The organism is Bdellovibrio sp. NC01 (assembly GCF_006874625.1).
GTDB lineage: Bacteria > Bdellovibrionota > Bdellovibrionia > Bdellovibrionales > Bdellovibrionaceae > Bdellovibrio.
This window is the reverse complement of record NZ_CP030034.1, coordinates 959051-980347: the sequence shown is the minus strand read 5'-3', so window position 1 is coordinate 980347 and position 21297 is coordinate 959051. Positions and strand designations below refer to the sequence as shown.

The 21297-nt window shown below is 44.8% G+C and carries 19 protein-coding genes; 10 read left to right on the top strand and 9 right to left on the bottom strand.

Translation table 11 applies throughout. From position 1 onward, the window contains the following. Position 1 precedes the first annotated feature (1 nt). Together DOE51_RS04745 and DOE51_RS04740 are read left to right on the top strand one after the other, a co-directional pair. On the top strand, positions 2-1051 hold the full coding sequence (locus DOE51_RS04745; protein ID WP_168196388.1) for a CpaF family protein: 1050 nt from the start codon (positions 2-4) through the stop codon (positions 1049-1051). A gap of 74 nt (positions 1052-1125) precedes the next feature. After that, complete coding sequence (locus tag DOE51_RS04740) at positions 1126-1668, top strand: PilZ domain-containing protein (protein ID WP_142695420.1); 543 nt, start codon at positions 1126-1128, stop codon at positions 1666-1668. 3 nt (positions 1669-1671) lie between these two features. Here the strand turns inward: DOE51_RS04740 and DOE51_RS04735 are convergent, their stop codons facing one another. Continuing rightward, complete coding sequence (locus DOE51_RS04735; protein WP_142695419.1) at positions 1672-2574, bottom strand: LysR family transcriptional regulator; 903 nt, start codon at positions 2572-2574, stop codon at positions 1672-1674. Positions 2575-2677: 103 nt separating this feature from the next. Here DOE51_RS04735 and DOE51_RS04730 point away from each other — a divergent pair, with 103 nt between their 5' ends. From DOE51_RS04730 to DOE51_RS04710, 5 genes are all read left to right on the top strand, one after another. After that, positions 2678-3280 carry a YceI family protein gene (locus tag DOE51_RS04730; RefSeq protein WP_142695418.1) on the top strand — a complete coding sequence of 201 codons (603 nt, stop codon included), beginning with the start codon at positions 2678-2680 and terminating at the stop codon, positions 3278-3280. Between the two features lie 4 nt (positions 3281-3284). Beyond that, positions 3285-4055, top strand: coding sequence for a 4,5-DOPA dioxygenase extradiol (gene ygiD, locus DOE51_RS04725; protein WP_142695417.1), 771 nt, complete (start codon positions 3285-3287; stop codon positions 4053-4055). Positions 4056-4196: 141 nt separating this feature from the next. After that, positions 4197-4874 (top strand): hypothetical protein, encoded by a 678-nt coding sequence (locus DOE51_RS04720; RefSeq protein WP_142695416.1) that lies wholly within the window; start codon positions 4197-4199, stop codon positions 4872-4874. After that, positions 4864-5568: a hypothetical protein gene (locus tag DOE51_RS04715; RefSeq protein ID WP_142695415.1), complete on the top strand. Its 705-nt coding sequence runs from the start codon at positions 4864-4866 to the stop codon at positions 5566-5568. The genes DOE51_RS04720 and DOE51_RS04715 overlap by 11 nt, the downstream gene beginning before the upstream one ends. 171 nt (positions 5569-5739) lie before the next feature. Further along, positions 5740-6024: a hypothetical protein gene (locus DOE51_RS04710; RefSeq protein WP_142695414.1), complete on the top strand. Its 285-nt coding sequence runs from the start codon at positions 5740-5742 to the stop codon at positions 6022-6024. Positions 6025-6066: 42 nt separating this feature from the next. Here DOE51_RS04710 and mnmH read toward each other — a convergent pair whose 3' ends face one another. From mnmH to DOE51_RS04695, 3 genes are all read right to left on the bottom strand, one after another. Continuing rightward, positions 6067-7164, bottom strand: a complete 1098-nt coding sequence (mnmH, locus tag DOE51_RS04705) for a tRNA 2-selenouridine(34) synthase MnmH (RefSeq protein WP_142695413.1) — start codon at positions 7162-7164, stop codon at positions 6067-6069. Next, positions 7151-8200 (bottom strand): selenide, water dikinase SelD, encoded by a 1050-nt coding sequence (selD, locus tag DOE51_RS04700; protein WP_142695412.1) that lies wholly within the window; start codon positions 8198-8200, stop codon positions 7151-7153. The genes mnmH and selD overlap by 14 nt, the downstream gene beginning before the upstream one ends. Positions 8201-8335: 135 nt before the next feature. Then, on the bottom strand, positions 8336-11500 hold the full coding sequence (locus tag DOE51_RS04695) for an efflux RND transporter permease subunit (RefSeq protein WP_142695411.1): 3165 nt from the start codon (positions 11498-11500) through the stop codon (positions 8336-8338). A gap of 287 nt (positions 11501-11787) precedes the next feature. Here DOE51_RS04695 and DOE51_RS04690 point away from each other — a divergent pair, with 287 nt between their 5' ends. Genes DOE51_RS04690 through DOE51_RS04680 form a run of 3 tightly spaced genes read left to right on the top strand, consistent with a single transcriptional unit; the run spans position 11788 to position 15027 of the window. Next, a complete protein-coding gene (locus DOE51_RS04690) occupies positions 11788-12540 on the top strand; it encodes a hypothetical protein (protein ID WP_246845370.1) in 753 nt (250 codons plus the stop codon). Further along, entirely contained in the window at positions 12534-14051 is a 1518-nt protein-coding gene (locus DOE51_RS04685) for a TolC family protein (protein WP_142695410.1), read from the top strand. Before DOE51_RS04690 ends, DOE51_RS04685 begins: the two co-directional genes overlap by 7 nt. A gap of 16 nt (positions 14052-14067) precedes the next feature. Beyond that, the gene (locus DOE51_RS04680; RefSeq protein WP_142695409.1) at positions 14068-15027 is read left to right on the top strand and encodes a hypothetical protein; all 960 of its coding nucleotides are present in this window, start codon (positions 14068-14070) and stop codon (positions 15025-15027) included. A gap of 56 nt (positions 15028-15083) precedes the next feature. On the opposite strand, the gene DOE51_RS04675 is transcribed toward DOE51_RS04680, so the two are convergent. The 5 genes from DOE51_RS04675 to aat all read right to left on the bottom strand — a co-directional run bounded on the left by DOE51_RS04675 (position 15084) and on the right by aat (position 21297). Continuing rightward, a complete protein-coding gene (locus DOE51_RS04675) occupies positions 15084-16886 on the bottom strand; it encodes an ABC-F family ATP-binding cassette domain-containing protein (RefSeq protein ID WP_142695408.1) in 1803 nt (600 codons plus the stop codon). A gap of 65 nt (positions 16887-16951) precedes the next feature. Continuing rightward, positions 16952-18313, bottom strand: a complete 1362-nt coding sequence (locus tag DOE51_RS04670) for a polysaccharide deacetylase family protein (RefSeq protein WP_142695407.1) — start codon at positions 18311-18313, stop codon at positions 16952-16954. 155 nt (positions 18314-18468) lie between these two features. After that, entirely contained in the window at positions 18469-19449 is a 981-nt protein-coding gene (locus DOE51_RS04665; protein WP_142695406.1) for a hypothetical protein, read from the bottom strand. After that, complete coding sequence (locus DOE51_RS04660; RefSeq protein ID WP_142695405.1) at positions 19446-20489, bottom strand: hypothetical protein; 1044 nt, start codon at positions 20487-20489, stop codon at positions 19446-19448. The genes DOE51_RS04665 and DOE51_RS04660 overlap by 4 nt, the downstream gene beginning before the upstream one ends. A gap of 136 nt (positions 20490-20625) precedes the next feature. Next, complete coding sequence (gene aat / locus DOE51_RS04655) at positions 20626-21297, bottom strand: leucyl/phenylalanyl-tRNA--protein transferase (protein WP_246845368.1); 672 nt, start codon at positions 21295-21297, stop codon at positions 20626-20628.

Below are 21297 nucleotides of genomic sequence, written 5' to 3'. Positions count from 1 at the left end.
TATGAAACTCGATTACGGTCCACTGACATCATTGCTTGCAGATTCTTCGATCACAGAAATCATGGTGAATTCACCCGAGCATATATTTGTCGAACACAAAGGTGTTCTTGTTGAAACCGGAGTGCGCTTTATCGATGAACGCGCTTTGTGGGATTTCGTTTTCGCGATTCTGCATTTTGAAAATAAAGACAAGTCAGCTGCAACGTCTTTTGACGGCGTTCTTCCCGATGGCAGTCGTTATAATATCGTCGTGCCACCGATGACTCCGAAATATCCATCGATCACGATCCGTAAATTTCAAAGCAAGCGTTTAACGCTGCAAGATCTTGTGAACAACAAATCTTTGAATGAAAAAGCGGCCTATTTTTTATCACAAGCCGTAAAAGCAAAGATGAATATCTTGGTTTCTGGCGGTACAGGTTCTGGTAAGACTTCATTCTTACAAGCTTTGACGTTTGAAATTCCCGCAGAAGAGCGCATCGTCACGATTGAAGATGTGGCCGAACTAAAAATCCAACATCGCAATTGGGTGCAATTACTTTCTGTCGCGAATGGACCGACCCCAGTAACAGCTCGTCAGTGTTTGGTGAATTCATTGCGTATGCGCCCGGACCGTATTTTGGTTGGCGAGTGCCGTAAAGATGAAACATGGGATATGCTGCAAGCAATGAACACGGGTCACGAAGGTTCGATGACGACATTGCATGCGAACTCTCCGCAAGAGTGTCTGACTCGCGTTGAAAATCTTTTGTATATGGCCAATTTCGATTTGCCGATCAAAGCGTTGCGCGCACAAATCGCGGGCTCTGTGAATTTTGTGGTGCAAGTAAAACGTCTGCCGAATGGTCAACGCATGGTCACTGACATCATGGAAATTTCCGGTATGGAAGGCGACGTGATCACTCGTGCGCCCGTGTTTACTTTAGACAACAAGGGCGAACTCGCACCTGTGGGTTATGTGCCTCGCTGTATGAAGTTATTTAATGCGCGTGGATTCCAATTCCCCGAAGGTTTCTTCGATCCTAGTCGCGCTTTCCGTCGCGCGGCTTAATTTGAGACATTTTTTTCAAGGTAAAACTGGCTTTGCCCGTCAAGGCCAGGTGCTTTTTTGCCGAAAAGTTAACTATGACAAGTCTTGCTCGCTACCATGGTAGATCTCCTAGATACATTCTCGATACCGAGGATGAAAGCCTTGTCCGTGTTGCCGGTCCCAAACAAATTCCGTGGGAAGAAGGCACTGAAATCAAAAACGTTTCCCTGACAGGTTTAGCTTTCACCGCACCAGACGATTTGTGTCCTCTGCTGGGTGAGGTGATTAAAATCCAATTCGTGCCACCGGGCTCAAGACAGATGGCATGTTATGGTATTGTGACTCGTCTAGAAAATATCAGTGAAGCACGCACTCTTGTCGGTGTGCATTTCTATAAAATGGAAATGCAACAAAGAATCATTCTTGCGCAAGGCCTTGCACGTCGCTTTAAAGAAGCCCAAGACCGCGGTCGCATCGACGATCTTTTGAATCGTCCTTCAAGCAAAATCAGTCTTTCGAATCTTCCGCAACTTGTGATGATGAGCATTCTTGCCGTCACGTGGGGTGCGCTTATCTTTTCGCTTTTCCATCACCAATACGAAGGCTTGTATAAACTTCTGCTGAAAGCGCTTTCTTAAACATCAGCTCTCGTTAAAAATCTCTTTGAGTCTTTTTGCTGCGAACTCCACGAATTTTTTTACTTTCAGTGGCACTTCCTTTTGTTCAGGCGTCACCATACTGATTTGCACTTCATCGCTTTGATAGCCCTTATACACGTGCACCAGTCGTCCCGCACGAATATGATCCGTGCAGAGGAATTCAGGAATCAAACTGATCCCCTTCCCCGTCAACGCCATTGCAACCATCATCGAGGGATTGTTGGTCGTTAACACTGGGTTCACTTTCGCAGTGAGCTTTTTACCATCGCTATTGCGGATGACTTTAACTTGTTGAGCATTGCCTAAGCCAATGAACGGTAGCAAAGGCAATTGATTGAAGTCTTCCGCATGACGGTAGCGCTCCAGAAATCCCGGCGTCGCCACAAAGATATTTCTAAGACTTGAAATCTTCTTCACCCGCAGACTGCTGTCTTTCAAATTCCCAATACGAATCGCGACATCGACAGACTCTTTGACGAGGTCAACATAAGCTTGTGTCAGTAAAACTTCAAAGCGCACGCGGGGATATTGTTTGGTGAAATCATCAAGGACTGGGGCCAGCTTCGTCACACCCATATCATCTGAAGCTGTGATCTTAATCAGTCCTGAAACTTCTGATGTTTCTTCATTCAACTCTGCCGTCAGATTTTCCAGACCTTCGATTAAACCGCGAGAACGCTCATAATAGATTTTCCCATTTTCAGTCAGTTGAAATTGTCTCGTCGTGCGATAGATAAGCTGAACGCCCAGCTCCTTTTCTAACGCAGCAAGACGGCGACTGACCCTGGATTTGGGTTGGCGCAGGATTTCAGCAGCTTTGGTGAAGCTTCCCGCTTGGACAATTCTCACAAAGGTACGGATTTGGTTTAAATCTAACTGTTCCATATGTGCAACAGTATATCCCAAATATGTCACCTACCGCAACAACGCAAACGGGTCGATACTACGTCCATCCAGGTATTATCAAAAAACAAAAAGGAGACTTTGGATGAAAAACTTAATCACTACAGCATTTGTAACGTTGGTTTCTGTATCAGCTTTCGCGGGTAAAACAATCCCAGCAGGTACATACCAAATCGATAACGCCCACTCGAAAATCGGCTTTGAAGTTCCGCATCTTGTGATCGCGACTGTTGAAGGTCGTTTCACAAAATTTGACGGCACGATCGTGATTGATCCTAAATTGGAAAAATCTAAAGCGAACTTGAACGTGGATGTGGCAAGCATCAACACTGAAAACAAAGACCGCGATGCACATTTGCAAAGCCCGGACTTCTTTGATGCTGCTAAAAATCCGAAGTTGACGTTCGTTACTAAAAAGATTGTTGGTTCTGCAGATAACTTGAAACTTGTTGGTGATCTAACAATCAAAGGCAAAACTAAAGAAGTGACTCTTGATGTGAAATACCTAGGTGACGTAAACGATCCATTCGGTAATCACAAAGTTGTCTTCAATGCGACTGGCAAAATCAACCGTCAAGATTTCGGTTTGAGCTGGAGCAAAGCAGTTGAAGCAGGCCCTGTTGTTGGCGACGAAGTCACTTTGTCTATCAAAGTTGAAGCTAACAAGCCTGCTGATAAGAAAGGTTAATTTTATGACTCGCATGCCTGTGCTCTTTGTAGGGCACGGGTCTCCGATGAATGCTCTCGACACGAATCCCTTCACGGAGACCTTGAGCGCCCTTGGTAAAAAACTTCCGAAACCGCAGGCTATCCTTGTGGTCTCTGCTCACTGGGAGACCCAAGGGACTCAAGTTCTGCACAATGCGGCTCCGCAAACGATCCATGATTTCTACGGCTTTCCAAAACCTTTGTTTGATATGCAATATCCTGCCAAAGGCCCTTTGAAGTTGGCTGAAGAAACTCAGAAATTGATTCCCGGTTCAGTATTGAGTGAAAAATGGGGTTTCGATCACGGCACTTGGGCGATCTTGGTGCACATGTATCCTGACGCAGATATTCCGGTTTATCAGTTAAGTATCGACGTCACGAAAACTCCGGAACAACACCTTGAGATCGGCAAACTTCTGCGCCCGCTCCGCGAGCAAGGAGTTTTGATTGTTGGCAGTGGTAACATCGTTCACAACTTGCGTTTGATCAATTGGCGCGAACCAAAAGCCGCTTACGATTGGGCTCAAGAATTTGACGCGGATATCAAGAAATCCTTGGATGAACGTGATGCGAACTCGCTCACACATTTTAAGGAAAAGTTCGGTGATGCGGCGGTAAAATCCGTTCCAACTCCAGAACACTATTACCCGCTTCTTTATTGTTACGGCGCTTCCGACGAAGCCGATAAGCTCGTCTATCCTTACGAGGGCTTCGAAATGGGCTCTCTCTCGATGCGCAACGCACTCTGGTCCTAACAAAAGGCTCCCCACCGGGAGCCTTTTTCTTTCACATTCTTTCCAAATTTTCGACGCAAAATTTATTTTAACGGATTCGTGATTATCCTATCGACAAGCTCACAAATGTTTATTACGTCTTGGAATTGTGGGGGGAACACAATGAAAGGTTTTATCTTTTCTTTGGTATTTATGGGGGCTTTATCTGCGCAAGCGGATATCAAATTCGATCGCTCAATTTCTGAAGCGACAAAAACACAAATTCTTCAAGACCTTGATTTCGTTAAGGGCATGACTGGCAAAGGCACATCACCTTTGTACAAACAGATCTTTGCGAAAGAAACTTTGCAAGGTGCTGACTTGATGACTTTCTTCGGTCAACGCATCAATCGTTTTGCGATGAATAGCTGTGGCGGTGGTAATGCCGTTGCTGCCTGCGTGATTCCGTGGATGGATTCAAACACAATGTGGATCACGCCGAACTACGTGCAAAACAGCATTCCACAGATTTTCCGTATCAGCATCATCTTCCATGAGTCTCGTCACACAGAAGACGATCATGGCAACTGGAGCCACGCGTACTGCCCGACTCCATATCGTGATGATAATGGTAAAGACATCGTAGGCATTATTTCTGGCACGAAGATGGAAGGTTTGCCAGCGTGTGATACGACGAACCAAGGCGCTTACGGCTTGCAAGCTGTTCTGCTTAAGAACATTGAAAAGAACTGCACAAACTGTAACGAAAAAACGCAAATGGATGCGAAACTATTCGGTGATGATTCAATCATGCGTATTAGCAACATCCCGGCGCGCACTCAGTTGAAAAATGATCTTTAAAAAATACGCACCCGCAATTATCGCCTTACTGCTTTTAATTGCGGGACTGCTATGGCGTAACGGCTTCTTCCATCAACGGGACGAAGTTGTTACTGCTCCAAATGCGAATTCGGAAGCACCGATCGCAACCGTCACGCCGACACCTACAAACACTCCGCAAGAAAAATTAGAAACGCCGGACACTTTAAGCGAGATCACGCAAAGGCAAGTTTCCGTACTTAAGGAAATCCTTGCCAGTCACAACGACAATGATCCGCGCATGGATCGCGAGCTGAAGGTATTGTCTGCCGAAACCAAGGCGATCTTCCGCAAAATTTATAAAGATATTCCCGCTGAAAAACGAAATGATCGCGGCACGATAGTCTTTTTGCTGGGTAGAAATTTGAGTGAGCCAGAAGACTTCGACTTCATCAATGAAGTTCTAAGCGAACCGCGCTGCTTGAGTCTTGCTGATTGCAATCGCATTGAAGCAGGCGGCCTTAACAAAGAACATGACGAACACCAAGGCGGTTTTAATGTCAGCCTTGCGTACCCTCAGCTAGTAAGTCTGCATTCGCTTGCGAACTTCCTAAAAGGGAAAACCAATGGCCCCCTCAGTGAGGCTGCGAAAAATCTGATCGCGCAAGCAACTCATTCAAACATTCCTGAAGTCGCGCAAATGGCCGACAATATTCAAAAACAAATTTCTAAATAGTCCATTTCTTGACAGCCTGTAATCTGCGCAGATGTTCCATTATAAAAATAAATCTTATGGAACACTATCCCCGCTTCGCCTGCCACAAGCGCCTTTGCGGCTGTTGACTCGTTTTCGAAATTACTAGATTGATTACTCGAAAACATAAGACCAACCGAAAGGACTATTAAAATGAAAGCACTTGTTGTTGCTATGACTTTGGTATTTGCTTCTCCTGTATTTGCAAACTGCGTAAGCGAAATGATGGCAGGTTCTGCACGTGGTAACCGTGACCTTGCAGCTGAAATGTGCCGTAAGTCTGAAAAAACTTGCGACTTGAGCGGTATCATCGCTGCACACCACGGCATGAACTACTCTCAAGCAATGGAATTCTGCGCTCGTGAATTGAAATCAAACGCAGACGTGATCGAGTGCATCGCTAAGGGTTACAACTACTCTTACTGCTCTCAGCACTAAATGAAAAAAACCCACACTCTTTTTAAGTGTGGGTTTTCTTTTTTAACCTTTTAAATATTCAAGGGCGCTTTGATAAGATCCACGCCAGTGAATATTGGAATTACGACGTTCCAAACTTTTTGCATATTGGGGATCATAGTAATAGCGCAAAAGTTTTTCGATCCAGATTTTATTGCTTTCAAAATCGCGAGAGTCCGATAGCGATACTTGGGCCGCAGAATCTAGGTCCGCCAAAATTTCCTGCGTGCGAGCTCCGCCCAGTTTACGCGAAATTTGCAAAAGAGCCTGACGATAGTGATGATAAACATTCAAAGCTTCCCTTGCAGTGCCACTCACAATGGGTGTCGCAGAGATGTAATCGTTAAATATATTTTCCACGCGTTTTTCAATCGGCTCATCAATATAGACAAGCTCGGATTCACGCATGCGTGTAAAGAAACCTTCCGGCACGACACACCGACCAATCATGCGACTTTCATCTTCGACTAAAATCATTCTGCTTTCTTTACTTGCTTCGATCTTTAATAAAGCGACAGCCAAATGATTTTCAAAATCAATCTGTGTGGGCTGCGCCCCCAGCACACCGCCAAATGCAGAGCCACGATGTCCCGCATGCTTTTCTAAATCCACGCATCCGCGAACACTTTGAAGTTCAGATAACAAATGAGTTTTTGCACTTCCCGTGGGACCTGAGATCATTAAAAAACGATGATTTTGCGAAAACTCGTCAATGTGCTTCATCAGAAAATGACGAACGGCCTTGTAACCACCCTGAATCAAAGGACGCGACAAACCTGATTCGGAAATCCAGCGCTGAGAAATTTGCGAACGCAGGCCTCCGCGAAAACAATAAATCACCGCCTCGGGATGTTTGCGAATGTATTCACACCACTGTTCAACACGTTGATCTTTATTCGCCCCAGACACCAATTGATGACCCAGTTCAATCGCGGCTTCACGACCCTGTTGTTTGTAAGTCGTTCCGACAGCAGCTCGTTCTTGGTCATTCATAATCGGAAGATTGACGGCACCTGGCAATGAACCCGCCAAAAATTCGACAGGGGCACGCACGTCAATCAAAGGCGTGTTATTTAAAAAAAGCTCCGCAAATGCTGATTCGGGAATCCTAGACAAATTCAACCCAATTCTTTTTGCGTTCCAAAACTTCACCGATGATCGCGGCTTTTTTGTAGCGACCGCGAAGACTTTCTAGAACTTTGGAAGCTTTGTCGGAAGAAACTGATAATAACAATCCACCACTTGTCTGAGGATCATGCAGCAAAAGTTTTTGCATCTCTGTCAAAGATTCAACGTCAATACTGCCTTCGGTATATTGCGCATTACTACGATGAGCCTTCGTTAAAAATCCCTTTTCGATGAATGCAAGAGCCTTATCAAACGCTGGCAGTGCCTTAGAGTTCATACGCAAAGTCACGCCGCTCGCCTTTGCCACTTGCATGCTGTGACCCGAAAGACCAAAGCCCGTGATATCAGTGGCACCATGAATAGCAGAAGCAAGATCATCAGACAGAAAATCCAAAACATTGTTCAACGTGCCCATGCTTTCGATGGCTTCAGCAATATCTTGTTCGGTCGCTTCACGGCGTTTTAACGCCGCAGTCATTGTGCCCGTACCAAGTGGTTTTGTAAGAATCAAAGCATCACCTGCGCGGGCTCCTGTGTTGGACCAAATCTTTTTAGGATCAACAAAGCCCGTAACAGAAAGACCAAATTTCAAAGTGTCGTCATCAATTGAATGCCCACCAACAAATGTCGCTTGTGCTTCTGCAATAACGTCACTCGCCCCTTGCATAACGTCGACGATGACAGATTCAGGCAACGTCGCGATCGGAAAAGCTAATATGCCCATCGCCGTACGCGGCCTTCCGCCCATAGCATACACGTCACTCAAAGCATTCGTCGCGGCGACTCGGCCGAAAAGTTTTGGTGTGTCTAATATCGGTGTAAAGAAATCCAGAGTTTGCACCATGGCGATCGACTCAGTGACTTGATAAATCGCTGCATCGTCAAACAATCCGCCATCAACCAACAATTCTTTATGCGTCGGTGGAAACTGAACTTGTGACAAGATTTTACGAAGTTCAGAGGCTGCAACTTTCGCTGCGCATCCTCCCTTTTGCACTGTTTGCGTAAGAGCGATGGAATTTGTGTTCATCCATGTATTCTAGGAACGCGCTACCCTTCTGGCAAAGACTTGCGCAGGCCACAAAAGAAAAACCCGCACTTTTAACGGTGCGGGTTTTATATTTTTTAAAAATTCGACTGCAGCGAAGCTGAAGTTTAGTCCAACTTAGCCAAGAGCTTCGTTACCGACAGCTTCGAATGCTTTCTTAGTCGCTTCACGAACTTCGTCACGTTTTCTAAATTTATCTAACAAGATGTAGATACAAGGAACGACGAACAAAGTTAACGCTGTTGAAACCAAGACACCACCGATCAAACAGATCGCCATCGGACGCATCGTCTCTGAACCCGCACCGCGAGCCAAAGCTGAAGGAACCGCCGCAGCCATCGTTGCAATCGACGTCATGATGATCGGACGAAGACGAACCGGGCAGGCTTCCGTCAACGCAGCAACCGCAGTCATTGTGTTGTGTGAACGGTCACGCACAGTATTTGTAAACTCAATCAACAAGATCGAGTTCTTCTTCACGATACCCATCAACAACAACAAACCGATCATCGAATACATATTCAATGTCTGACCTGTCACCAATAGGAAGAAGAAGGCACCGCTAAAGCTGAACGGCAAGGCCATCAAAATCGCCACTGGATCGATGAACGAGTTGAACTGGCTGGCAAGAACCATGTAGGCAATAACTAAACCCATCACCAACGCAAAGATCAAGCTTTGGAAAGACTCTTTGAACGACTTCGCGTTACCTGATTGGTTGATCATGTAACCCGGCTCAAGAGTTTTTGCAGAGATCTGTTCAATCTTCGCCATCGCATCTTGCTGACTCACGCCAGGTTTCAAGTTGGCCGTGATCGTGATCGCACGTTGACGATTTTGACGAGAGATCTGTTGCAAGCTTGGATTTGTTTCTTGTGTCGTCACTTTAGGAAGTGGGATCAAGTTACCTTTCGCATTGCTGATGAACAGAGTTTTAATTTGCTCCATCGGTTTACCAGCATCTTGCAGTTTCACGCGGATATCGTAACGGTGACCACCTTGAGGGTACTCGCCGACTTTCACACCACCGATCAATGAATTCACAGTCGTACCGATGGCAGAAACGCTGACACCGTGTTGAGCCGCAGATTCACGACTTGGTTTGATTTGAATTTCCGGCATACCAAGCAAGTAGTCAGAATCGACGTCGGCCATCAAACCTGATTTATCCATCTCTCCCATGATAGTTTGCGAGAACGTTGCAAGTTTGTCCCAGTCATTACCAACAACCGTAAATTCGATTGGATAACCTTTACCTGACGAGAAACCACGTTGTGACAAGTCCATCAAGATCGGGCGCACGTCTTGTACCGACAACATATATTTACGTACGACTTGCATGAACTCGGCTTGTGTTAATTCACGACCCTTTTCTGGATCTTTAGGACGCTCGCCCATTTCTTTCATCGAAATAAACATCATCGACTGATTCGCATCAGAAGAGGATTTTTGTGTACCGCTACCGAAACCACCGACAGCCGCATACACTTGTTTCACTTCAGGTCGTTTCAACAACCAATCTTCGATCGTTTTCGTTTGTTGATTCGTATAAGCAAGCGAAGTACCGACCGGCATCATGATACGAGCGATGAACACGCTTTGATCTTGTACCGGAGTCATCTCTTTACCTAGGAACTTCAACGAGAAGAACGACAACAGAACGAAGACGACAGAAAGACCAACAACCATTTTTGGATGGTTCAAAGTTTTACGAAGTAAGCCATCGTATTTGTGGCGAAGATTATCCATGAAGGATTCAAACGCCTTACCAATTTTCGTTGAACGCTCACCATGGTGCACGAAGCTTGCACAACGCATTGGCGTGATCGTTAATGACTCAACCAATGACAAGAAGACCGCGATAGAGATCGTTACACCGAATTGCATGAAGAACTTACCGATAATACCCTTCATGAAGGCAACCGGAAGGAAGATCGCGATAACGGCAGCCGTCGCAGCCATTGCAGCAAAACCGATCTCACGCGAACCGATGATCGCAGATTCAATTTGTCCCCGGCCCTCCTCGTTATACCGGAAGATATTCTCGAGGACCATGATGGCATCATCCACGACGATACCGATCGCCAGTGTTAGACCCAACAGTGTGAAAGTATTCAATGTGTAACCAAGGAAGTACAAACCGATAAAGGCCCCGAGCAACGAGGTCGGAATCGATAACAGGACGTTGAACGTCGCCGACCAACTTCCCAGGAACATCCAACATACCAAGGACGTCAAGATCACGGCCATCATCAACTCATGTGTTAAGTTGTGAACCGAGTCTTCGATGAACTTCGTCGAATCGAAGTTCACGTTAACTTTCATACCTTTTGGAAGAACAGGACCCAACTCTGCAATTTTTTCTTTTACAGAGCGCGCAACGGCAACGGCATTTGTACCACGCTGTTTACGGATACCGATACCCAACGCTTGCTGCCCATTGAAGCGCGAGAAACGACGAACTTCATAAAGACCAAAGTTTGCATCAGCAACTTGGCTGATCTTAACCATGTTCGTTGGATCTTGAATCGCTTGTCCACCACGACGAGAAATCACGATCGAGCGGAATTCATCCACCGTTTTCGCCTCACCCATCGTACGAACGTTGAAAGATTTTTTATCAGTCTCTAAGAAACCACCTGGGATTTCAGAGTGCTCTGCTGAAATCGCATCCATCACGTCATTCACTGCGATGTTGTATTTCATCAAGTCTTTAGGACGAACCATCACTTCCATCACTGGATCTGTGTAACCACCTAAAGAGATGTCACCCACGCCCGCAACAGTCGAGAAACGATCCTTCAAGAAGTCACGCGCATATTGCGCCATGAACAACGGATCGCCATCATAAGTTACTGCCAACCATAAGATCGGTTGGTCATCGGGATTTGTTTTTGAAATTGTCGGAGCATCGACTTCTTTCGGAAGAATTTTTTGAGTCGCTGCCACACGCGCTTGTACGTCTTGAAGAGCCACGTCGATGTTACGATCCAAATCGAATTCAACAGTGATATTGGCACTGCCCGATTTAGAACTTGATGTGATATTTTGTACACCTTCAACCGCCATCAAGGCCGATTCAATCGGGTCAACAACCTGGGTCTCCATAACCTCAGGGGCCGCACCATCCATCGTCACTGAAACGTTTACAGTGGGAAAGTCCACGTCAGGGAGTTGGCTCAGTCCCATACGTGAAAAAGAAATCAAACCGAAAATCATCAAGCCGAACATTAACATCCACGCGAACACGGGATTCTTAATCGATAAATCCGAGAGTCTCATTGTACTTTAGCTCCTTGGCCCGGAAACTTTAGGCAAACTTAATGCATTAGTCATTAGCAATATCTTTCCACAATTAAATAAAAACACTGTCGTAGTGAATGCTAAGGAACCTTAACCGAATCCGTGATTGACAGCGCAAATACCTACGACTATTTCTGACGCCGCTGTGAATAACTGGTGTTCCCGTTTTTAGTGGACGAACCATTATACCTCGCTAGGGCAAAATCCCAAGAGCTCACGTTTTGAGTGTCTCGAAATTGGGCCCAAGTCGATACGATGGAGATAGTATGAAGCTGTTTGTGTACGTGATCTTTTCTCTCTCTTGCGGTGCTTTTGCCCAGACCACTTCTTCTTTGAGCTTGCGTGAACAAGCTGCGACAGAAATGAAAGTTGAAAGCCAAACTCAAAAGGTTGCTTCAGACGCGCAAGTATCGAGCGGTATGTTAAGCCTTAAAGACCCTCGTCCAGAGGTTATTACCCGCACTTGGAAGTATTTCGCGGGCTTCACTGCGGAAAATTTTCAGCCTCGCGGCAAAGTGTCCACAGAATCTGTGGGAGACTTTAATCTTGGCAACAATTCTTCCACATTCATGCCGGGTCTAGTCGCAGGTTTTCTAACTCCAGAAATGAAAACTGGAGCGCTTGCTTGGAAGCTGGGTTTGCGCGGCAATGCGGCCTTTTCTTCTCAAGGCACGTCTTTGACTTACCAAAACGGATATCACGTAGATGACGCTCGTTTGAACACAACTCTGTTGGCAGTTGGCCCTATGGCGACTCTTCAATGGGAAAAATTGCAGTGGCTGTCGCTAACATTTGTTCCTCAATACGGCACAGTGAATTACACACAAACGTCTTCAAACGAATTCGCACGTTTTTCGAAACAAACTGGCTACAGTGCATTGAACTTCGGTTTGGATTTCCAATTTGCGAAACAATGGTCAATCTTTACAGAATATTCACAACGCAACATGCGCGATGAAAGCCAAGAAATCGCGCTGGAAAAAGACAACTTTGAGTTAGGAACTAAAGTCACATGGTAAAGAGTTTTCTAGTTCTTCTTAGTACGACAGCATTGACGACAGCGTGGGCGCAAGAACCTACAGCGACGTCAAAAGCTAAAGAAATCACATTGAATCAAAAGCTTGTGGCAGAGCTTGCCCTGAGCCAAGGTTACCGTACGAAGGAAGTCAATCTTCAGTACCAAACGTATCGTTTGGCTGTAGCAACAACACTTTCTGCCTACGACTGGGTTGTTGATGCAACGACTGGTTATTCCTATGACAAATCCATCGGTATCGCGAACGGTACTGGTGGGGGCGTTCCAAGTTTGCTTGGTAGCGGCTCGAACATCTTAGATAACAAGTACCAACAATACAGAACATCGATTCAACTCAGCAAACCGTTTACGACAGGCACGATCTTGGGTGTGCAATTGAATCGTATTTCCCAAGATGCTGATTATGACCCGGCAATCACTTTACCTGCACCCGACAATCAAACAGCTGACAGTGCGGGCATCTTGCTTGAACAATCATTGTGGCAAAACTTCTTCGGTAAAGCAGATCGCGCGACAGTGAATGCTGCGAACTACACTTACGATGCACAAGAAATTCTTCGTGCGAACGATCTTGAAGATGTTGTCCTTGAAGCGATTCGCCAATACTGGACGACGTTCGCGGCTCAAGAAAACTTCAAAGAAGCGATCGTGTCTCGTGATCGTTATAAAAAATTAGTTGATGCCGTAAAACGTAAGACGTCATTGGGTTATTCAAATCCAGGCGACCTTCCACAAGCGCAAGCCGAGTACGAAACTCGCGAGCAAACGGTGAAAACAGCTTCGACAGATTACTTGAACAACTTGACGACGCTGATCACGCTTTTGAATTTGGATCCAAACTCTGACGTGAAGTTCGATACAACAACGTTGTTGCCGGCAGTTCCTAAATTGCCAGCAAAAAACATTGAAGATCTTCGCGCGATCCGTTCACAAAAATTGAAAGTTGAAGCCGCGAAAGAAAACTTAGAGGCCTCTAAATCAAAAAGTCATCCGACTTTAAATTTAGTGGGCCAAGCGTACACTTCAGGTTGGGGCGAAAACTCGCAAGATTCTTATTCGCAACTGACTTCAGGTGATAAGCCAAAATATTACATTGGTTTGCGTTTCCGTTATAACTTCGGTTCTGACGTGCAAAACGAAGACATCATCAACAAAAAGATCAACAAAGATTTGGAAGAGACTCGTTTGAGTCTGCAAACTTTGTCTTCCAACGATCTTCAAGCGCAATCTGAACGCCGCGTACAAGAAACTTATGCTGTGGCATTGAGCGCGCAAAAACAAAAGGCTTATCGCGAAAAGGCGGCTCAAGAATTGAACCGTTCTTATGCTCAAGGCCGTACTGATATTTCAATTTTGATCACTGCCATGAACAATTTCGTGGCTGCAGAAGTTGCTTACATTCAAGCCGTGGGTAACTACCACATTGCTTTGAATGAATGGGCTGCAGCTCGCGACGAATTGATCCCTGATGCGCAAGCACCAGAGGCACGTTAATAGAAGGGGAAAAATTATGAAACGCTTTATCCTTGCTGTTGTTATGCTTGGCCTTGGTGCCTGCGCTTACGACAAAGATAAATCTGGTTCGACTTCACAAGCTCGCCAAGTGGAAGAAGACAACAAACAAGTGGAAGGCAACTTCCAACCGATCGTTGGCTACTACCTAGGCTCTTTGAAACGCGCAAGCGGTGTTGATACAATTGCTATCAACCTTTTCACTTTGGCTTATAAAGACGGCACAAACCCAGATGGTACAGATCGCATTCGTTATAAATTGTCTGCGTCTTACTCGAAGAAAAATCCAGCGGGCAAACCGCTTGTGGATTTCTCGATCTCTTACATTCCAGAGACTGGCGATTTGAAACTTGTGAACACAAAAGCTTCAGACAACATTGATGAAGTGAACACAATCAAAGCGCGTGTTATGAACGGCCGTATTATTGGTCAAGTTTTCTCTTCAACTCGTAAAATCGGCACTATCGATTTAGCGTTGTCTGCCGACGAAAGCGCGAACCCAGACAATGGCGCACAAGAAGAATACAATGACCTTCTTCGCAAACAGTACGCTGATCTTGCTGGCAATTATGTAGGTTGCGTGACTCCAGCTGCGGATGGCAGTGCGACTGAAGCGTATACTGTGACGATGACGATCTCGATGTATGAAGATGCTGGATCAGATCCAACAACGACATTGCCGCGTTTGGCTGGTATGTTCCACCGCAACTACGACAAATTGGGTGGCTTGGATACAAGCTTATCAGCGACTTACCGTCCTGATTTGACTCCTGCGACTTTGAACATCGTTGGTAAACCGAAAATCACAAACAACGGTTACGTATCAACGTTCAACGGTTACTATTCTAACGGTGACTTCGCTGGAACATTCACATCGACGAACAAAGGCCTTGAAGGAAACATCTTCTTCAAAAAAGGCAAAGTTCTTCCAGCGCAATGTGCTGGCGTGACGAAATAGTTTTTAAATTTAAATAAGCAAAAATAAAAAGAGCTCGGTCGTCCCGAGCTCTTTTTTTATGTCTTGTTTTCTAGTTCCGACCAACGCGTGTAAAGCCTGTCAACTTCCGCCTGGAGCTTCGCAATTTCAGAATAGAGTTCTGTCACTCTTCCTGCATTGCTCACAACCTCGGGCTTAATAGACTCTGCCTGGGCCGCCTCAAGCTTCGCTTCGAGTTCTTGAATTGTGGCTTCCATGTTTTCAAGTTCGAACTTTTCTTTGAAGCTTAGTTTTTTAGGCTTCCCTGCCGCAGCGGCTTTTTCCTGCTGCTTCACTTCTTCCTTCTTCTGCGCTTCTAGTTCTTTTTGATCTTCAAACCATTCTTCCCACTGTAAGTAACCCGCGAATTTTTCCATCGTCGTGTTGCCATCTGGGTTTTTATGAAGAGCGATAATTTCTTTCGCGACTTGATCCATGAAATAACGGTCATGGGTTACTAGGATCACGGCACCATTGAATTCTTTCAATGATTCTTCAAGAACCGCAAGTGTTGCCACGTCCAAATCATTCGTCGGCTCATCCAGCACCAGGACTTGCGCTTCGTTCAACATCAATTGAGCAATACGCAAGCGCGCTTGTTCACCACCCGACAGTTTTTCAACTGGCAAATCCATTTGTTGGCGATTGAATTGAAATCTTTCAAGATAACTTCTACCGAATACATAAGTGCCTTGATAGTGAACGTAGTCACCGTCTGGGCAGATGTTTTTTAAAACCGACAACTTTGGATTCAATGTCTCGCGATTTTGTTCAAAGTACGCGACTTTCAAACCGTCGGCTTGTTTCACAACTCCCGAATCAGGTTGTTCTTGGCCTAAAAGAATTCTGATCAGTGTTGATTTACCGGAACCGTTATCGCCCAGAAGGGCCATACGAGTTTTTGGCGAAACCAAGTACGAAAAGTCTTTAAATAAAGTGCGACCGTCATAACCCTTCGTGATGTGACTAAGTTCCATCAACTTTTGCGGATTGCGTTCAGCATCTTTGAATTCAATTTTTACAGTGCGCGCGGCGTTCTTTGCTGAAAGCTCACTGACATCATCTTTCAATGTGTATGCGCGATCGATACGGGCTTTTTGTTTTGTCAGACGAGCTTTAGCACCGCGACGAAGCCATTCGGTCTCACGACGAAGAGTGTTCTTCATCGTCAACTCTTTGGCCTCTTGTCCCGCCATCATCAATTCTTTGGCTTCGGTATAGTCAGAATATTCACCTTCGATAGAGAAAAGGTAGTTTGGATTTTTTGGATCCAAGTCGAAGATTTTATTCGTCACGCGCTGTAAGAACAAACGATCATGGGTGATCATCAAGGTTGCGAAATTACCTTTTGCCAGGAATTCTTCAAGCCACAAGATGCTTGAGACGTCCAAGTGATTGGTTGGCTCATCCAGAAGCAATAGTTCTGGACCAAGCACCAATTCACGTGCAAGGGCCACACGCTTTTTCCAACCGCCCGAAAGATCTTCAACTAAGAATGAATCACCGAATTGTGCTAAATCAAGTTTTGCGATCCACTCGTAAGCGGGACCGATGACTTCGTTGTAGTCATGTTCGTCTAAGATCGCATCCAGAATAGAATGACCAGGTTTGAACAGCGGAGTTTGCTCTAAGAACCCAATGCGCAAGCCCTTCTTCCCAGTGACGTCACCGGAATCGGCTTTCATACGACCCGCTAAAATTTTAAGAAGAGTAGATTTGCCTGCACCGTTAGGACCCACAAGTCCCACACGATCGCCTTCTTCGATACCAAGGCTGACATTTTTAAAAAGAACTTTTCCTGCGAAAGCTTTTTCAAGCTTATGGGTATTAATTAAAAGCATGATGCACAGTACTGCATCATGCTTTCTTTTTCAACGGGACTATTCAGACGCGTCCCGCTTTAGCTCTATTTTCTGCAAGAAGCTGGATTTGGAACCAGTTGAGGTCTTGAAAGTTGTGGGAACATCTCGTGGAAGTCTACACCAGCCTGGAATGTTGGCACATACAGTACGTTTTTAGAACCATCCAACGGTGGCATCATGTCTTCAATCGCAACATTATGCGAATTCATGAAAGAATGAGCTTGATCGACCATTGGACTTTCTTCGTGTCTGTAGTTTGGCGGAGTCAAAAGAACGATCTTATAGTTGTTCTCTTTCAACCAATTCAAGATAAGTGGCAAAGCTTCAACTGTTTGAGCGTGAATATCGTGGAATAGCACGATACCTCTGTTTCTCAAACCTTTTGGTTTTGCTTCAAAAAGAATCTTTCCGTTGTTATCACGAACCTCTTCACCTCTAAGCTCTGCTACAAAAGTTTTAAGGATTCTTTGAGAACGAGACTCGCCACCTGAACCACTTGCGAATTGCCAGTCATGGCTATCTGCATTCCAACGGAAGTCTTTCAAACCAAGTTCTTTAACGTTCTTACGCATGTCAGAGTCAGCGTCACCATTCGGGAAACGGAAATAAGGATCAATGTAGTTTTGCGCATCATGAACCGCAACGTGACCAGAGATCAACTCAGCCAGGAATTGTTCGTAAGAAATTCTTCCGCACTTAACTTTGTATGCCATTGAAATAGAGTGAGAATACGTGTGTGAACCCAAAATGTGCCCAGCATCTAGAACACTTTTAACTAGAGGCTTGTTCACGCGTGAATTCATACCGATATTAAAAAACGCGGCTTTAATTTGAGCTTTTGCCAAAATTTTCAAGATGTCTTCCGTCGTTCCTTTTTTAGGACCGTCGTCGAAAGTGATCATGATCTCTTTTTCGTTAAGGCCCTCGAAGCTATAACGGTCTCTGCTATTATCGATCATTCGAAGCTCTGTCCCAAAAGCCGGGATTTTTGCGAGCTGTTCATCAGAAACCACATTATGCTTTTCCTTACGGAATTTCGCGATGAAAGTAAGTTTCGTCAAAAGTTCCGCACGGCAAGACTTCAACGACTTCACCGTACGAGGAGATTCAATGATACTTCCCAAGTATTCCAACTCATATGAATCAACCGTTCTAAGTTGAGCACAAAGTGCAATACCATCAGTGTCGCTTTCACCTGGATTAGACATAAACGCTTCCATTTCATGGAAACTTTCGTCCCATTGATTCGCGTTCTTGGCAGTTTTAATCTTTTCCAGTCTTTCAGTGTAAGTATTTTTAACTTTACTGAATGACTGAGCATACTGCTCAGGTGTTACGTCTGCGTGTGCAGCCGATGCCATCGCCGATGCCGCGATCAAAGATAGGAAGGTTTTTCTAAGCAACATATTTCACCTCTCGATAACCCTTTTGCTAATCCCGTACCATTTCGGAGCGCTTTTATTTTGATCTCACGTCTAATTTTTCAAGAAACGGCACAAACTGCGAGTCACTGTTTAACATATTGACGGCCGTAACTTATCTTCAACAATCCCTCAGATACCTACTGCATATTCTCGAAGCGTTGATTCGACAACGCGAGTTCACCGAGATCTGCATCGTCACCTTCGAACTTCTTTTGCATACTCATGTATTCAAATAAGAGTTCTGCAAAATTATAGGAAAAAGCTCGAGTCACACGAAACCACGTTGAGGAATAAATAAGTCGGTTGTCTTTGATGATGCGAATCTCAGTAGAAAAATCTTCTATTCCCAATTCCTTTTTAAAGGCTTTTTCGCCTTCAGAATTATCTTCATAATAGCTGCATAGTATCGCTGGATATTGCTCATCGGAACGAATCCCCATACTGCATGCATCCCATATGCGATACAAAACCGGCAGACTTAAAGAAACACCCGTGTCACCAACCGCGAACAACGGCGACTTAAGTTTTTTAAAATTTGTCTGATTTAAAGCGTACTTCAATACAGACGGGTCTTTAAATTTCTCAAAAAATTGTCTGCGGACTTCCAAATTATAAATCACTTGCATCTGGTTTGCTGACGCTGAATTTTCACACGAAATATCACGAATTAGTTTGGAAACGTCATTAAAGTTAACAACGCCCTTCAGTACATATTGGTGCAAAAGCGAAGCTTCCAAATCTGCGCACGAAAGCCCTAATTTTTTAGACTCGTCAGCGGCAGAATTCAAATCACCCATTTTCAAAGACTGAAATACGCTTGCGATCTTCTCATCAAACTCTTTATATTCTTTGCTTGGAGCTTCCAATAATGAAGGACCTTCCACGTTCACACGGATTTCCTTAATTTTTGCCTTAACGACATTTTCAATTAATTGCTCTTCGTATTTCTGAATTCTTTGAGCACTCTGCGATGTTTGATCTTTGCCAACCAAAGACTCTTCACGAACCTGATTTTCAGATGTCGCATGACTATTTTTGTCTTCACCGTTTTTAGACAGTGAACATGCCGAACCAATCATAGCGAATAAAATTAGTAGTGACAGGCCTAGTGCTTTCAATTGGCCTCCGGATCACCTTGATCGGCTTTAATATAATATTCCATTTCCTTATCAAAAATAGCTTGAACGCGTTCGTCTGCTTTTATTGAGCCTTGGTTCAAATTGTAGAAATAAGGGTCTTTAGATCTGTGTTTATCAATGATGTTAATCCAGCGCTGATATTCTTGTTCAAGCTGCTTTGCGCGCTCATCACTAACTTCTTCATCCGGATTGCCTGAATAACTTAAAATCAACAATGGATCAATTCGTAGCTTTCCACCGTTTTCATATCCAGTTAATACGAGGTTCTCAACTTCTCCTAATGAGAACAAGTATTCAAGGAAATCTGAAGATTTAAATTTAATGAATCGTTGATAAACGAGTTCATCAGCTGCCCAACTCGATATCTCTGATGATGGCAAAGTGTCGCTCAAACCTTTACATGTCTTCGCTTGCAAAATTGCACGAAACGCCTGCGCTGAATCGTAACCGCTCGCCACTGGCTTATCGTATAAATCCCCTGGAATAAGCTCGGATACCGACATTTCATAGCGAAGCCTTACAACCAATTGTAAAAGGGCATAACAAGCGTTTCGATTGAAATTCAAAGACGTGAGCCGTTCATCCAACATTGAGGTCTGTAAAAGTTTACCCAGCTCCTCAGCAGTATGATTGATGATTGGACGCTGGAAGCTTTGAAGCTGCTCTCTCACCGACTCATCGTTCAATAAAAGATTGTTCGTTTCAGACGTGAATAAGAATGGGCTCATGCCTCTGCCAAGGATATAACCCAAAACTTTACGTTTGCGTAAACGAACCGTTACGTCGATCAAAGTTTCATTCTTAACATTCTTAATCCCTTGAATGTAATCCGTGGTTTTATCATCTAGCAAAGCGATGAACTCATCTTCGCTCATTTTCTGAAGCATGCTTTCAGAATCCTGAGTCAGCTTGTCAGACTTCTCCACAACCACAACATCTGCAGCCGGTTTCTCGGGATTTCTTTTGAACGAGCAAGCGCCCATCGTCAGGAAAATGACGATGAAACTGAAATGTCTCAAAATGAGAATAATATGGCGTGTGCTCATTCGAGCTTTTAGAGTGCAAGAGATGTGCGGCTTTAAATGCAATTTGTCGAGGGAGGAATGTCAGAAAACTGACACTTTACGAAGATGGGCATACAGCCAAAAATGCAATCTAGCGTTGGGCCGCTTCGAGTTCCACTTGGCGATGGCGCTCTTCAAGCATTTCAAGGAACTCTTCGCGCTCGACATACTTGCCACCCATTGCGCCCACGACAGGTGTTACCATCTGCACGTCGATCCAATCGTGGCCTAAGTTGGAAAGATGTTCGACCAAGGCCCACAAAGCTAACTTTGAAGCATTTGGTTTTTTGTAGAACATACTTTCACCGCTGAAAACACCCTGCACGATCACGCCGTAAATACCACCGATCAAGATATTGTTTTCGCGCACTTCACACGAAATACAAAATCCCGCTTTAAAGAAATCCTGGTACGCACGTTTCATCATCGGCAAAATCCACGTGCCCTCTTGCCCAGGGCGAGGTTGTTTTGCGCACTCTTCAATGACTTGCACAAAATCGCGATTGAATGTGATTTCTATTTGTGGATTTTTGCGACGGAAGCGACGCAGACTTTCAGGAACATGAAAATCCGCGAAATCCAAAATGCCACGACGTTCTGGCGAAAACCACAACATCGGAAAACCCGCTTGTGGCCAGGGGAAAATTCCTTTCGAATACGCCGCATACAACGTGCCGATATCAAGCTTCCCGCCCACGGCCAAAACACCTTCGGCCATGGTATCGCGTGGATCTGGAAAATCGACAGAGGAATGAAGCTTCAC

Coding starts and splice junctions, on each gene's coding strand:
- DOE51_RS04715 (WP_142695415.1), top strand. CDS start 4,864: ATGATCTTTAAAAAATACGCACCCGCAATTATCGCCTTACTGCTTTTA.
- DOE51_RS04735 (WP_142695419.1), bottom strand. CDS start 2,574: ATGGAACAGTTAGATTTAAACCAAATCCGTACCTTTGTGAGAATTGTC.
- DOE51_RS04675 (WP_142695408.1), bottom strand. CDS start 16,886: ATGCTTTTAATTAATACCCATAAGCTTGAAAAAGCTTTCGCAGGAAAA.
- DOE51_RS04690 (WP_246845370.1), top strand. CDS start 11,788: ATGAAGCTGTTTGTGTACGTGATCTTTTCTCTCTCTTGCGGTGCTTTT.
- selD (WP_142695412.1), bottom strand. CDS start 8,200: ATGAACACAAATTCCATCGCTCTTACGCAAACAGTGCAAAAGGGAGGA.
- DOE51_RS04670 (WP_142695407.1), bottom strand. CDS start 18,313: ATGTTGCTTAGAAAAACCTTCCTATCTTTGATCGCGGCATCGGCGATG.
- DOE51_RS04745 (WP_168196388.1), top strand. CDS start 2: ATGAAACTCGATTACGGTCCACTGACATCATTGCTTGCAGATTCTTCG.
- DOE51_RS04720 (WP_142695416.1), top strand. CDS start 4,197: ATGAAAGGTTTTATCTTTTCTTTGGTATTTATGGGGGCTTTATCTGCG.
- DOE51_RS04710 (WP_142695414.1), top strand. CDS start 5,740: ATGAAAGCACTTGTTGTTGCTATGACTTTGGTATTTGCTTCTCCTGTA.
- DOE51_RS04740 (WP_142695420.1), top strand. CDS start 1,126: ATGACAAGTCTTGCTCGCTACCATGGTAGATCTCCTAGATACATTCTC.
- DOE51_RS04680 (WP_142695409.1), top strand. CDS start 14,068: ATGAAACGCTTTATCCTTGCTGTTGTTATGCTTGGCCTTGGTGCCTGC.
- ygiD (WP_142695417.1), top strand. CDS start 3,285: ATGACTCGCATGCCTGTGCTCTTTGTAGGGCACGGGTCTCCGATGAAT.
- DOE51_RS04685 (WP_142695410.1), top strand. CDS start 12,534: ATGGTAAAGAGTTTTCTAGTTCTTCTTAGTACGACAGCATTGACGACA.
- DOE51_RS04695 (WP_142695411.1), bottom strand. CDS start 11,500: ATGAGACTCTCGGATTTATCGATTAAGAATCCCGTGTTCGCGTGGATG.
- DOE51_RS04730 (WP_142695418.1), top strand. CDS start 2,678: ATGAAAAACTTAATCACTACAGCATTTGTAACGTTGGTTTCTGTATCA.